The sequence below is a fragment of the Pantoea sp. Morm genome (assembly GCF_016643525.1).
Lineage (GTDB): Bacteria > Pseudomonadota > Gammaproteobacteria > Enterobacterales > Enterobacteriaceae > Pantoea > Pantoea dispersa.
Window position 1 is genome coordinate 1 of the sequence record NZ_VOQX01000063.1, and the last position, 12,570, is coordinate 12,570.

At 56.3% G+C, this 12,570-nt stretch carries 12 protein-coding genes and 1 pseudogene; 6 read left to right on the forward strand and 7 right to left on the reverse strand.

All coding sequences use genetic code 11. From position 1 onward, the window contains the following. Positions 1-234, forward strand: a pseudogene (locus FT726_RS19130) (ketol-acid reductoisomerase); the annotation flags it as partial. Between the two features lie 264 nt (positions 235-498). Here the strand turns inward: FT726_RS19130 and FT726_RS19135 are convergent. From FT726_RS19135 to FT726_RS19145, 3 genes are all read right to left on the reverse strand, one after another. Continuing rightward, on the reverse strand, positions 499-1,833 hold the full coding sequence (locus tag FT726_RS19135; protein WP_346303229.1) for an MFS transporter: 1,335 nt from the start codon (positions 1,831-1,833) through the stop codon (positions 499-501). Positions 1,834-2,122: 289 nt separating this feature from the next. Then, the gene (yhjD, locus tag FT726_RS19140) at positions 2,123-3,124 is read right to left on the reverse strand and encodes an inner membrane protein YhjD (protein ID WP_346303230.1); all 1,002 of its coding nucleotides are present in this window, start codon (positions 3,122-3,124) and stop codon (positions 2,123-2,125) included. A gap of 45 nt (positions 3,125-3,169) precedes the next feature. After that, positions 3,170-4,069, reverse strand: a complete 900-nt coding sequence (locus FT726_RS19145) for a LysR family transcriptional regulator (RefSeq protein ID WP_045814179.1) — start codon at positions 4,067-4,069, stop codon at positions 3,170-3,172. A gap of 115 nt (positions 4,070-4,184) precedes the next feature. Here FT726_RS19145 and FT726_RS19150 point away from each other — a divergent pair, with 115 nt between their 5' ends. Continuing rightward, positions 4,185-4,943, forward strand: a complete 759-nt coding sequence (locus tag FT726_RS19150; RefSeq protein ID WP_346303231.1) for an SDR family oxidoreductase — start codon at positions 4,185-4,187, stop codon at positions 4,941-4,943. Positions 4,944-4,993: 50 nt separating this feature from the next. Here the strand turns inward: FT726_RS19150 and FT726_RS19155 are convergent, their stop codons facing one another. Next, the gene (locus tag FT726_RS19155) at positions 4,994-5,842 is read right to left on the reverse strand and encodes a PhzF family phenazine biosynthesis protein (protein WP_282954928.1); all 849 of its coding nucleotides are present in this window, start codon (positions 5,840-5,842) and stop codon (positions 4,994-4,996) included. Between the two features lie 114 nt (positions 5,843-5,956). Between FT726_RS19155 and FT726_RS19160 the strand changes: the two genes are divergently transcribed. Next, positions 5,957-6,580 (forward strand): glutathione S-transferase family protein, encoded by a 624-nt coding sequence (locus tag FT726_RS19160; RefSeq protein ID WP_021507906.1) that lies wholly within the window; start codon positions 5,957-5,959, stop codon positions 6,578-6,580. On the opposite strand, the gene FT726_RS19165 is transcribed toward FT726_RS19160, so the two are convergent. Beyond that, positions 6,547-8,037, reverse strand: a complete 1,491-nt coding sequence (locus FT726_RS19165; RefSeq protein ID WP_058775178.1) for a PLP-dependent aminotransferase family protein — start codon at positions 8,035-8,037, stop codon at positions 6,547-6,549. The two genes, FT726_RS19160 and FT726_RS19165, sit on opposite strands and share 34 nt — an antisense overlap. Before the next feature lie 135 nt (positions 8,038-8,172). Between FT726_RS19165 and FT726_RS19170 the strand changes: the two genes are divergently transcribed. Continuing rightward, positions 8,173-8,760: a LysE family translocator gene (locus FT726_RS19170; protein ID WP_058759374.1), complete on the forward strand. Its 588-nt coding sequence runs from the start codon at positions 8,173-8,175 to the stop codon at positions 8,758-8,760. A 278-nt stretch (positions 8,761-9,038) separates the two neighbouring features. On the opposite strand, the gene mqo is transcribed toward FT726_RS19170, so the two are convergent. Both mqo and FT726_RS19180 read right to left on the reverse strand, forming a co-directional pair. Further along, a complete protein-coding gene (gene mqo, locus FT726_RS19175) occupies positions 9,039-10,649 on the reverse strand; it encodes a malate dehydrogenase (quinone) (RefSeq protein WP_021507903.1) in 1,611 nt (536 codons plus the stop codon). A gap of 526 nt (positions 10,650-11,175) precedes the next feature. Next, the gene (locus FT726_RS19180; protein ID WP_010615729.1) at positions 11,176-11,421 is read right to left on the reverse strand and encodes a DUF1158 domain-containing protein; all 246 of its coding nucleotides are present in this window, start codon (positions 11,419-11,421) and stop codon (positions 11,176-11,178) included. A 285-nt stretch (positions 11,422-11,706) separates the two neighbouring features. On the opposite strand from FT726_RS19180, the gene mntP reads away from it, so the two are divergent. Continuing rightward, complete coding sequence (gene mntP, locus FT726_RS19185; protein WP_021507902.1) at positions 11,707-12,279, forward strand: manganese efflux pump MntP; 573 nt, start codon at positions 11,707-11,709, stop codon at positions 12,277-12,279. A gap of 119 nt (positions 12,280-12,398) precedes the next feature. Then, a complete protein-coding gene (gene azuC, locus FT726_RS27655; protein WP_125310475.1) occupies positions 12,399-12,476 on the forward strand; it encodes a stress response protein AzuC in 78 nt (25 codons plus the stop codon). Positions 12,477-12,570 lie beyond the last annotated feature (94 nt).

The window sequence follows — 12,570 nt, forward strand, 5'->3', positions numbered from 1 at the left end:
GAGACTGCAGAATACGGCAACTACCTGTTCTCCTTCGCGGCAGTTCCACTGCTGAAAGAGTTCATGACCACCCTGCAGCCGGGCGATCTGGGCAAAGCGATTGAAGGCACTCAGGTTGATAACGCGCAGCTGCGTGATGTTAACGAAGCCGTACGTCAGCACCCAATCGAAGCGGTTGGCCGTAAACTGCGTGGCTACATGACCGATATGAAACGTATTGCGGTTGCTGGCTAATCCCCGCACGACACCGTTTTCAGCACAAGAAGAACCCCGGCTTGCCGGGGTTTTTTTTATGCCTGATCAGATAGGTTTCTCACAGCCAACCACGACAAAACTCTATTAAGCCGTAACGCCATGGCGATCACGCAGTCCGGGGCCGCTTAGGGTTTTGCGTCCTCGCCCCGCTAACGCGGTGCCCTCATGTCATTCGCCCGTATCTCATTCCTACCCAATAAAAAACCCGGCCTGAGCCGGGTTCGTTATATCAATCTGCAACCCTTACACCGCTTCGTACAGCGTCTGATGGCGTGTCTCTTTACAGGCAATCAACGCGATCAGCGTCAGTACCGCCATTGAAGCCAGATAGAAACCAACCGCCTGCAAACCGTAGTTGGCGTTCAGCCAGGTCGCAATATATGGCGCAACAGACGCACCCAGAATCGACGACAGATTGTAAGAGAAGGATGCGCCGGTATAACGCACTTCGGTCGGGAACAGCTCTGGCAACAGCGCGCCCATCGGGCCAAACGTCAGTCCCATAATGCTCAAGCCCAGCAGCAGGAAGCCCATTACCAGGATCTGTGAGCCTGATCCCAGCAGCATCGGGAACATCAGCGCGAAAGCGATGATCATCAAGGTAATGGTGATCATGGTGCGACGACGGCCATAGCGGTCTGCCAGCAGGCCCGCAATCGGTACCATCACACCAAAGCCAATCACTGCCACCATCAGCATCCACAGGAAGCTATTACGGGAAAAGCCTAAACCCGCTGGCGCCGGTGCAGTGCCGTAACTCATCGAATACACGGTCATGATGTAGAACAGCGTATAAGTCGCCAGCATGATGAAGGTGCCAAGAATCGTAGCGGTCAGATGCTTGCTCAGCAGTGTACCGATCGGCATTTTGACCTGCTTATTCTCTTTCTGCACTTTGGCAAACACCGGGCTTTCGTGCAGCGAAACGCGCACATACAGGCCAATCAGTACCAGTACCGCAGAAAGGATAAACGGCACGCGCCAGCCCCAGTTCATGAACTGCTCATCGGTCAGCAGCCAGGAGAGCAACAGGAAAGTACCGTTGGCGAAGAAGAAGCCAATTGGCGCGCCAAGCTGTGGGAACGAACCATAAAGTGCACGTTTTTTCGCTGGCGCATTTTCGGTTGCTAACAGAGCGGCGCCGCCCCATTCACCACCAAGACCCAGGCCCTGACCAAAGCGCGCCAGCGCCAGCAGCAGCGGAGCAGCAACGCCAATGGTTTGGTATCCAGGCAGCAGACCGATCAATACCGTGGAGACACCCATGGTCAGCAGCGATGCTACCAGGGTGGCTTTACGGCCTACGCGGTCGCCAAAGTGACCGAATAGCGCAGAACCAATCGGGCGCGCGACGAAGGCGATAGCGAAGGTCGCCAGCGACTGTAGCGTGGCCACGGTGGCATCACCCTGCGGGAAGAAAATATGCGGAAAGACAATGACGGCCGCAGTGGCATAAATATAGAAATCGAAGAATTCGATTGCGGTGCCGACAAGCGATGCCACGACCACTTTGCCGCGTGAGTTTACGGGCGTGTCGTCGTGTTTTTTGTCGAGTGTTTCTGTGATGGAGGCTTGCATGACTGTTTCTTAATTGTAAATGTAGACAGAGAATCTTACGCACCTGTTTTGCGGCATTCAATGATGAAAACCCGCGCCAGAACAGGCATTTTCGGCGAAAAAGTGGATAATTTCTGAGTTGCGGCAATCGGCGGGTGATGGGAACGGGAAGTGTCACTTTTTTGGCGGGAATCTCTGCAAAAGGGCCAAATAAAAGTGACCCTTTAGCGTTTCCTGCTGGTTTTTGCTGGAATAATAGCCAGCAGGAAACATTTTTAGCTGTTGCGGCAAATGTAACAATTTTGCGATGTTAATTGCTCTGATGCGGCTGCGGCATCTCTTTATCATCCTTGTATTTTGCGGTGGCTATCCACGCGGCGCAGAACAGTGTCAGACGGGCAAAGAAGTAAAAGAACGCCATTAATCCCAGCACCGAACCAAAGGCTGCCCCAGAGGGCGAAGTGGCCAGCTTTGGCAGCGTCAGCGTCATCACAAACTTAATCACCTCGAAGCCAATGGCCGCCAGCAGCGTGCCGCGGAACAGCGCCTTCTTACGTGGCTTATGACGCGGCAGAATCCAGAAAATCCACAGAAACAACAGATAGTTGGCAAAAATGGAGATCGACAACGCAATGATGGTCATCGCCGGACGCAGCCACTCGATATCCTCCAATCCCAACGCGTTAACGATGGCATTCTGCGCGGCACCGGCGATGGAGGTCAGCGACAGCGTAATCACCAATGCCAGCATCAGACCCAACAACGACACCAAATCACGCGCATATTTCTTCCATAACTTCTCTTGATCGTCCGGCTTACGCTCCCAAACATCACGCGACTGCGCGCGCACCGCCTCGCGCAAATTGCCCATCCAGTTAATGCCAGAGTAGAGCGCCAGCAGCAAACCGGTTAACCCGACCGTCGCGCGCTGCTGAATCGCGGTGTTCACGGTGTTCTTTAGCGTAGTGGCCAGCGTAGGATCGCTGATGCTGTTAACGATTTTGTTGATCAACTCGGTGAGTAAATCCTGATTCGACGCCAGCCCAAAACCGACTGCCGCAAAGGAGACCATCAAAATCGGTATCAGAGATAGGAAGGAGAAGTAAGTGATCGCTGCGCCAAACTGGCTGCCGAGGCGATCGTTAAACCGATCCAGCGCGCGCATAAAATGCGCCACCGCCGGAATGGCCTGGAACCAGGCCGCAAAGCGCGACACGTTCTGGATTGAGCCATCCACGGTTTTGTTACCGGTCTTGATATCAATCAGCGGCTTCTTTTCAGCCGTGGGTTCTTGGTTAGGTTTGTCTGTCATAGACGATAATTATCCTGTTCACTGCGAAATTAAAATTATAGCCCTTTATGTCACATACTCCTGCAACACCTGACTCAGCCACTCCATAAACACCCGCACGCGACGTGCTACGTTGCGGCGATGTGGGTAAAGCAACGAAATCGGCATCGGCTTGGCGGGGAAGTGATGCAGCACTTCCACTAACTGGCCTGATTCCAGTAGTGGCTGCACACCAATCGCCGGCACCTGAATAATGCCTAATCCCGCGATGCAGGCGGCACGGTAAGTTTCGGTGCTGTTCACCGTCACCACGCCGCCGGTCTGAACATAGTGGCACTGCTTACCATCAAAATATTCAAACCCCAAAGAGGGCTGCCCCAGCTGCTGGGTGTAATGCACCATCGCGTGCTGTGCAAGATCTTCGAGGCGCACCGGCATGCCGAAGCGGGAAAGGTAGTCGGGACTGGCGCAGTTAATCAAGGCATGTGATCCGATTTTTCGCGCAATCAGACCTGAATCTTTCAGCTCGCCCACGCGGATCACGCAGTCAAAACCTTCACGAATCACATCCACCTGGCGATCGCTGCTGCTAAGCTCAATTTCGATGCCGGGATAATGCTGCAGAAATTCTGGCAGACGCGGCAGGATAAATCCGGTGGCCATGGCCACCGACATATCGACGCGCAACTTGCCGCTCAGGGTGGCGGGATCGTGCTGGAACAGGCTGTCCATATCGTCGAGCATCGACAACAAATCGAGACAACGATCGTAGTAGACCAGCCCATCCTGGGTGAGATGAACACGCCGGGTGGTGCGATGCAGCAGACGCGTGCCCATTTGATTTTCCAGCGCCTGTAACTGGCGCGATACGCTGCCTTTCGGTAGTCCAAGACTTTCAGCTGCACGGGTAAAACTGCCCATTTCTGCCACCCGCACAAAAACCTGCATTGCGTGAATTTTATCCATGTTGTTCACCGATTGTTGTTGTTAGTGAAACAGTGCTGCGTATTCCTCTGCGTTTATAGATCAATTTATAGCGAATATCCTTATCCCGTGTTCAATTTTCCATCTGGAGCGAAACATGAGTCATAAAATTGCATTGATTACCGGCGGCAACCGCGGTTTGGGCAAGAATGGTGCACTGAAACTGGCGGCCAAAGGTGTAGATATTCTTTTCACCTATCGTGGTCACGCGGAAGAAGCGCAGGCCGTGGTGAAAGAGATCGAGGCGCTGGGCGCGCGTGCTGTGGCTCTGCAGCTGGATGTTGGCGACAGCAGCACCTTCGACAGCTTCGTGGCGCAGGTGAAAGAGACACTGCAAAAAACCTGGCAACGCGACAACTTTGATTATTTAGTGAACAACGCCGGTCACGGTCACTACAAGCTGTTTGCAGAAACCACCGAAGAGGAGTTTGATGCGCTGATGAATGTGCACTTCAAAGGGCCTTACTTCCTGACGCAGAAGCTGCTGCCGTTGATCGTTGATGGTGGCCGCATCCTGAACATCTCCAGCGGATTAACACGCATGACGCTGCCGGGTTCAGGCACCTATGCCTCGGTGAAAGGGGCGATGGAAGTGCTGACGCGCTATCAGGCCAAAGAGCTGGGCGAGCGCCGCATTCGCGTCAATATTCTGGCGCCGGGTGCGATTGAAACTGATTTCGGCGGTGGACGCGTGCGCGATACCAAAGATCTCAACGATCACATTGCCTCGGTGACATCGCTGGGTCGCGTTGGTCAGCCAGATGATATTGGTGACGCCATCAGCGCCATCCTGAGCGACGAAACCGGCTGGATTACCGCCCAGCGCATCGAGGCCTCCGGCGGTCAGGCACTGTAAAAACATCGCGCTGCGACCGAATCGTGTTAACGAACGGAGCAGCGCCCGTTTTACACCTCAATCGTTCCATCAATCAGGGTGAGGGTTTGCCCGCCGATCCAGATTGTCTCACCGGCAAAACGCACCACAATGCGACCGGCACGCTGGATGGCGCTGCCCTGACGCGCGCAGTAATCCTGCCGCTGGCCCTGCGCCGCCAGATAGCGTGCCAGACAGGCGTTAGCGCTGCCGGTGACCGGATCTTCGACCAGGCTACCGTTCTCGACCAGCAGCGCGCGTAGCTCGTACTGCGCCTCTGCGTCCTGCGGCAGCGGGCCAAACAGGGCGATGCCGTTCACACCCGCATGCTGCTGCAGCCGCAGTAAATCGTCCGCCTGGGTGACCACCTCCAGCACCGCCTGCGCGCTGCTCATCGGAATTAACAGCCAGCGAATCCCCATATCCGCCACGGCTGGCGTCTGGCTGAGATCGAACGCGTCACTGTGCAGTGCGCTGCTCATCAGCGCATCGCTGAACGGCGTCAGGCTGGCGTCCGGCGCGGCAAAGGCCAGCGTACCGTCAGCGCCAATCTGCACCTCCACCAGGCCCACGCCGCACTCCTGCACAATCTTACCCGCTGTTTTCAGGGGCCAGCCGGCTTCCAGCAAGGCATGCGCGGTGCCAAGCGTGGGGTGTCCGGCAAACGGCAGTTCGCCGCCAGGCGTAAAGATGCGCACACGATAGTCGGCTGTGGCATCCTGTGGTGGCAGCACGAAGGTGGTTTCCGACAGATTGGTCCAGCGTGCGATGGCCGCCAGCTGTGCGTCGCTCAGACCCTGGGCATCCATAATCACCGCCAGCGGATTGCCGCTGAACGCACCTGTGGAGAACACATCCACTTGTTTAAACGCCACCTGCATGTTCGCTCCTTTCCTCATTGAGGTTGTCTGAAATCCGGATTTACATCCTGCTGATTGCTTAAGGCGTCTAACAGGACTATGAATAGATTAACAATTCTGCCAGCGGAGTCCGCTATGTTAAAAATTCTGGGCCGTAACTCGTCAATCAACGTTCGTAAAGTGCTGTGGCTCTGTTCAGAGCTGGATATTGCCTGGGAGCACGAGCCGTGGGGTGAAGACCCGCAGTCGTTGCACTCACCGCAGTTTATGGCGCTCAATCCCAACGCCATGGTGCCAGTGATCATCGAAGATGACTTCGTGATGTGGGAGTCCAACGCGATTCTGCGCTACCTCGCCAACAGCAACGGCGGTGAATGGCTCTACCCGGATAATCCGCGCGCGCGTGCGCCGGTCGATCAGTGGATGGACTGGCAGGCCACCGAGCTCAACACCTCATGGCGCTATGCTTTTATGTCGCTGGTGCGCAATTCGCCAGCCCATCAGGATCCGCGCCTGCTGGCTGCCGCCATCAAAGGCTGGAGCCACACCATGGGTATTCTTAATCAGCAGCTGGAAAAAACAGGGCGCTACGTCGCGGGCCGTAACTTTACCCTGGCCGATATTCCGGTTGGCCTGGCGGTGAACCGCTGGTTTGAAACCCCGCTCGACCATCCGGACTTTCCTGCCGTGCAAACCTATTATGAGCGGCTGACCGAACGCGAGGGTTACACTACCTGGGGCCGCAACGGTAAGCCCTGATCCTGACCCGGCGCGATACCGGTGATTTCACAGGCCAGCGCGCCGGTGCGTTTCAGTGCCCAGGTGTAACGCTCATCAAACGGATAGCAGCAGGAGAGACGCAGCGCATGGCGATAGCGATCGCTCAGCGAATAGAGCGCGCCCGGCGTGACGCAAATCTGCTCCTGCAACAGGCGATGGAACATCTCCACCGTGTCAACTTTGCCCGGCAGCTCGACCCAAAACACAAAGCCGCCGCGCGGCAGGGTAGCGCGCGTGCCCTGCGGGAAGTGACGGGCAATGATGCCGCGCGCCGCATCCAGATTGGCGGCATAGCGACGCCGCAGCGAACGCAGATGGTGATCATAACCGCCGCTGGCGAGGAATTCGGCCAGCGTTTCGCTCAGCAGTTTTGATTCGGTCATCGACGATACCGCTTTCAGCCGCGCAATCGCCGGGTGGAAGCGGCCGGCAGCCGTCCAGCCCACGCGAAAATCGGGCGCGACGGTTTTGGTGAAGCTGGTGCAGTAAATCACCCAGCCGTCGCGGTCAAAAGCTTTGACCGGCGGCGACAGCGGCCAGTCAAACTGCAATTCGTCATACAGCCCATCTTCCAGCAGCGGAACGTGGTAAGTATTCACTAACTTCGCGAGACGCTTTTTATTCTCCAGCGGCATCACGTAGCCCAGCGGATTCTGCGCGCCCGGCATGGCGATCAGCGCCTGAATGCGCTGCTCCTGTAGCAGCATCTCCAGCGCGTCCAGCGACAGGCCGTTTTGCGGATCGGTGGGGATTTCCAGCGCCTTCAGCCCGAGTGAGGCCAGCAGCGGGAACAGAAAGAAGTAGGTCGGCGATTCAAGCCCGACGCAGTCGCCCGGCTTCGTCACCGCACGCAGCGCCAGCTGCAGCGCTTCCATGCAGCCGTGGGTCAGGGTGATGTCCGCGACAGTGAGATTCAGGCCGGTGTGCAGGCTACGGCGCGCAATCTCCTCCCGTAAGCGCTCACTACCCGGCGGAAGCGCATAACGACCAATGATGTCGTTATCGCGGCGAATAAGGGAGGCGGTAATGCGTCCCAGTTTCGCCGCCGGAAACAGCTCACTATCCTGCGGGCAGGCCAGCGAAATATTGGTGTAGTCGGGGTGATTCTGCGCGGCGAACACCTGCTCGATCAGTTCCAGTTTTTGCGTGCTGGGGTCATTAACGCTGGCGCTCATCGGCCTGAGCGGTCGCGTCACCGCGGGCAGCACGCCGCGCACGTAGTAGCCCGACTGCGGACGGGCTTCTATCAGGCCGCGATCTTCAAGAATATGCCAGGCACTTAGCACCGTATTGATGCTGACCTGGTGCGACTGTGCCACGCGCCGGATGGCCGGCAGGCGCTTACCCGGCTTCAGCGTGCCCTGATGGATAGATTCGGCAAAACTGTCCGCCAGCTGCTGGTACAGCGTCTGGCCGGATGAGAGAGGAAGGGACACAAAAGCCTCCGCGCGCGATAGGTACAATTTAAAATTGCCTTAACTGTATCCATCACAATAGTGATTTTGTGTCTCTGTTGCCATTGTAATTTGCGCATTAGCATGGTGCTTCGTTGATTCTCAGGGAAACGCACCATGCTCGATCCATCCTTCTTTAGCTACGTTACGGTGATGTCGATTACACCGGGTCCGAACAATCTGTTACTGGCCACGTCCGGCGTCAATTTTGGCTTCCGGCGCACGCTGCCGATGCTGTTTGGCATCCTGCTCGGCTGTGCGTTACAGATGCTGCTGGCGAGCGTGGCGCTGGAGCTGCTGTTGCACTGGATGGCGTCGGTGCGGTTGCCGCTGACGGTGGTGGGATGCAGCTATCTGCTGTGGCTGTCGTGGAAAATCTTCCGCGCCGGTGCGCCGCAGCTGCGCGAACGTCCGCGTCCGATGACCCTGCTGGGCGGCGTGTGTTTCCAGGCGGTGAATCCCAAAGCCTGGCTGATGGTCACCAACGTGGCGCTGATGTACGCCAACAGCAACGGTGTGCTGGCGGTGCTGCTCGGCTTCGCCGCCCTCAACCTGCCGTGCATTTTAATCTGGGCAGCGCTGGGCGATCGGCTGCGCCATCACCTGCAGATTGCGTGGAAACGTCAGGCGTTCAATACGCTAATGGCGCTGTCGCTGGTGGCAACCACCGGCTGGATGCTGTATGACGCGCTGCTGTTGAGCTGATGCCACGGCGTTGGATGGCGCGGTAAGCAGGGGCACAATATGGGGGGGCTGGTCAGTTAACGAAGCCGTACGACGCACCCTGATGTAGCGGCGCGATTTATCGCGCAATGTGCAATGTATTGTGCCGCTAACAAACGCGCGCTTCCTGGTGAATAAATCCCTGGCTGAACCGTCAGGGATTGCATCATCCAAAAGGCGACACCGTAATCAAAAAAAGAGGCCGCGATTGCGGCCTCAGTCAGGTTTGTATTTACCGGTGAAGGGACAGGCGTCGCCGCTTACTTGCCCACCACATGGGCGGTTTCACGGCCTTCGTCGTTGGCGGCTTCCGGCGTGATGACCGGTGCGTAATCCAGCTGCAGCACGCGACTGGTTTCGGCCAGCACCTTCTCGGTCAGCGCCACGTCGCCGTTCAGCTTGCGGCCCCACGACGGGATTACCGCGCGGATTTTGGTTTGCCACTCTGGCGAGCGCATCTGCTCCGGAAACACTTTCGCCATCAGCTCCAGCATAATCGGTGCTGCGGTGGAGGCGCCCGGTGACGCGCCCAGCAGCGCAGAGATCGAGCCGTCGGCCGAGGTGACCACTTCGGTACCGAGACGCAGCACGCCGCCCTCTTTCTCATCATTTTTGATGATTTGCACGCGCTGACCGGCCGTGACCAGCTTCCAGTCTTCCTGTTTTGCCTGCGGCACATAAGCGCGTAGCGCCTCCATACGATCGTCATCGCTCTGCAGCACCTGATCGACCAGATATTTCACCAGATCGAAGCTTTTCAGCCCAACCTGCATCATCGGCAGCAGGTTACTGCTGTTCATCGCGCCGAACATATCCAGCAGCGAGCCCTGCTTGAGGAATTTGGTGGAGAAGGTCGCAAACGGGCCAAACAGCAGCACCTGCTTGCCATCCAGCACGCGGGTATCAACGTGCGGTACCGACATCGGTGGTGCGCCCACGCTGGCTTTGCCGTACACCTTCGCCATGTGCTGCGCCACCACGTCCGGGTTTTCCGTGACGAGGAACGAGCCGCCCACCGGGAAACCGGCGTAGCCTTTTACTTCCGGGATGCCGGTTTTTTGCAGCAGCGGCAGCGCGGCACCGCCGGCACCGATAAACAGCTGGCGCGCGGTCAGCACCCGCGACTCACCGCTGGCGAGGTTGTGCAGGCTTACCTGCCAGCGCCCATCGCTCAGGCGCTTGATATCGCGCACTTCCTGACGCAGACGCAGGCGGAAATTCTCTTTCTTCTCCAGCGCGGCAATCAGCTGGCGCGTCACCTCACCGAAGTTAACGTCGGTGCCCATGTCGGTCCAGGTGGCCGCGACTTTCTGCTTGCGGTCGCGTCCGTTCATCACCAGCGGAATCCACTCAGCGATCTGGTCACGATCTTCGGAATAGTTCATACCGCGGAACAGGGTGCTTTTCTGTAGTGCCTGGAAGCGCTTGCGCAGGAAAGCGACGTTTGCCTCGCCCCAGACAAAACTCATGTGCGGCGTGCTGTGAATAAAGCTTTGTGGATTACTCAGGTTGCCTTTCTGTACGTGATACGCCCAGAACTGGCGGGAAATCTGGAAGGATTCGTTAATCGCCACCGCTTTGGCAATGTCGATGCTGCCATCCGCTCTTTCGGGCGTATAGTTCAGCTCGGCCAGCGCCGCGTGGCCGGTGCCGGCATTGTTCCAGCCGTTAGAGGATTCGACCGCGACATCATCCAGCCGCTCGACCATCTCAATCGACCAGTCTGGCTCGAGATCCTGCAGCCAGGTGCCTAAGGTAGCACTCATCACGCCTGCGCCGATCAGCAGGACATCTACGTCTTTTCGTTCCTGAAGGTGTGTGCTTTCCATGCCAGCGGCGGCTAGCGCCAGATTTACCGCAGTGTTGCTCATGAGGCGACATCTCCTCTCTGTTGCCCTGAAGCTCAACAGGTTCGCAGGCGAAACAGCCACGCTTTTTGCAAGCGCGTTGCGCTATTTCTCAAAGGTTAAGACTCAGGTTTAAGCCATAGGTGTGATAACGGTTAACTGCACGTTATGCATATGCATTCGAATATAACATTCTCGTATCGGAATTAAACGTTTGTTTATTTTTTAAATGCAGAAATGATTCAGCATAAGAATTAATCAGCCCGACGGCGCTGTCATAAGGGATTTTTATCCCCTAATCAGGCAGTTATAGTAACGTAGTTGTTGCGGCAGTGTGAGGGAAATGGAGAGGGTTGATTTCACACGGTGAGCTGGATCACAAATTAACGCATTGAAAACGATAGGTTTTAGCGAAATTGATTTTTTATGCGGATTTTATGTTGCCTGATGTTTCGCCAGATCGTGTAAAAATAATGTTACATTTGTGTGACTTTTAATTTGGGCACCGTGTCAGGCGCCCGTCAGAAGAAAAATGCATCACGTACACCGTTCAGCGCAGCTGGAACCAGCGGCGCCAGACGAAGCGGATAATGAAAAACTCAACGGTACCCAGCAGCAAAAACCAGACGCAGAACACCATGGTGTACAGCTGATTCACATCCTGCAGATGCAGAGCCTGCTGCAGCTGTTTTGCCAGCGCCACGCCAAACGAAGGGGCGGGCAGCAGTAGCGCCGAAAGAAAGCCCAGCAGCAGAATGCCGCCCGGGATGATCAGCGTTTCAAATGGGTTTTTCATCGCATCATTCCAAATCAGTTAGCGCGGGCATTAGCGCATAAAACTGCGGCGCGGTGCAATCCCCGCAGCAGCGTACGCTAAGAAATTTCTTCTATTCCATCCACTTAGCTGCAGAAATAGCGGCAGTTAAGAGTTATAGCCTTTGCTATACTTAAACCCATGATTTTGTTGTCTTTTTTTTGGCGGGTTGGCGTGCTAGACTGCGCGCACTTTTTCATTACTGAACCCGATATGCGGACAAAGTGCAGGCTTAATCGTCTTATTTCACCGCATTGACTGAAAACCATGACATTTATCGCAACCCTGATTCTGGCCTTTGGTATGTCGATGGACGCTTTCGCTGCAGCACTGGGCAAAGGCGCGTCGCTGTATCGTCCGGGTTTCAAAGAAGCATTACGCACAGGGCTGATTTTTGGCGTCATTGAAATGCTGACGCCGCTGGTGGGGTGGGCCATCGGGCTGGCCGCCAGCCACTACATTATGGCGTGGGATCACTGGGTGGCATTTGGTCTGCTGGGCATTCTTGGCGGACGAATGATCATGGAAGGCTTCCGTCAGACGGCCGACGAGCCGTGCGAAGCGCCGCAGCGCCACGGCTTTATGGTACTGGCGCTGACGGCGGTAGCGACCAGCCTTGATGCGCTGGCGGTGGGGGTTGGCCTCGCGTTCCTGCAGGTTAATATTGTGCTCACCGCGCTCACCATCGGTGCGGCTACCACCATCATGGCGACCACCGGTGTGCTGGTCGGCCGCTTTATCGGTCCGGTAATGGGCAAATGGGCGGAAGTGCTGGGCGGCGTGGTACTGATCAGCATTGGCTGCACCATCCTGATTGAGCACTTAGGGCTGTTCCGTTAACGTCTGGCAGCATGGGGTGGGCGCGTTTTTGTGATCTGGTTCAAAAATAATTGCGTGAAAAATGCGCGGGCGTTATAATTTTCGCGTAATTCTTCAACAATTTTTGTATCAGGTGCACCATGAAACGTTTTTTCCGCTCCGTGTTTCGCTCTTATGTTGAGACCTTCAAACACGTACCGCCGGGCGCCTTAAACTAAGCGCTCCGCCAGAAACCCTCGATAATCGCGGTCAGGGATCGACCTGTGGTTATCACCCGGCGCCGACCCCCTCTGCGCACCTCTGTCACCAAAA

Excerpts from the sequence above, each read along its gene's own strand:
- azuC (WP_125310475.1), top strand. The coding sequence starts at position 12,399 with ATGAAACGTTTTTTCCGCTCCGTGTTTCGCTCTTATGTTGAGACCTTC.
- FT726_RS19145 (WP_045814179.1), bottom strand. The coding sequence starts at position 4,069 with ATGGATAAAATTCACGCAATGCAGGTTTTTGTGCGGGTGGCAGAAATG.
- FT726_RS19160 (WP_021507906.1), top strand. The coding sequence starts at position 5,957 with ATGTTAAAAATTCTGGGCCGTAACTCGTCAATCAACGTTCGTAAAGTG.
- mntP (WP_021507902.1), top strand. The coding sequence starts at position 11,707 with ATGACATTTATCGCAACCCTGATTCTGGCCTTTGGTATGTCGATGGAC.
- FT726_RS19155 (WP_282954928.1), bottom strand. The coding sequence starts at position 5,842 with ATGCAGGTGGCGTTTAAACAAGTGGATGTGTTCTCCACAGGTGCGTTC.
- mqo (WP_021507903.1), bottom strand. The coding sequence starts at position 10,649 with ATGAGCAACACTGCGGTAAATCTGGCGCTAGCCGCCGCTGGCATGGAA.
- FT726_RS19150 (WP_346303231.1), top strand. The coding sequence starts at position 4,185 with ATGAGTCATAAAATTGCATTGATTACCGGCGGCAACCGCGGTTTGGGC.
- FT726_RS19135 (WP_346303229.1), bottom strand. The coding sequence starts at position 1,833 with ATGCAAGCCTCCATCACAGAAACACTCGACAAAAAACACGACGACACG.
- FT726_RS19180 (WP_010615729.1), bottom strand. The coding sequence starts at position 11,421 with ATGAAAAACCCATTTGAAACGCTGATCATCCCGGGCGGCATTCTGCTG.
- yhjD (WP_346303230.1), bottom strand. The coding sequence starts at position 3,124 with ATGACAGACAAACCTAACCAAGAACCCACGGCTGAAAAGAAGCCGCTG.
- FT726_RS19170 (WP_058759374.1), top strand. The coding sequence starts at position 8,173 with ATGCTCGATCCATCCTTCTTTAGCTACGTTACGGTGATGTCGATTACA.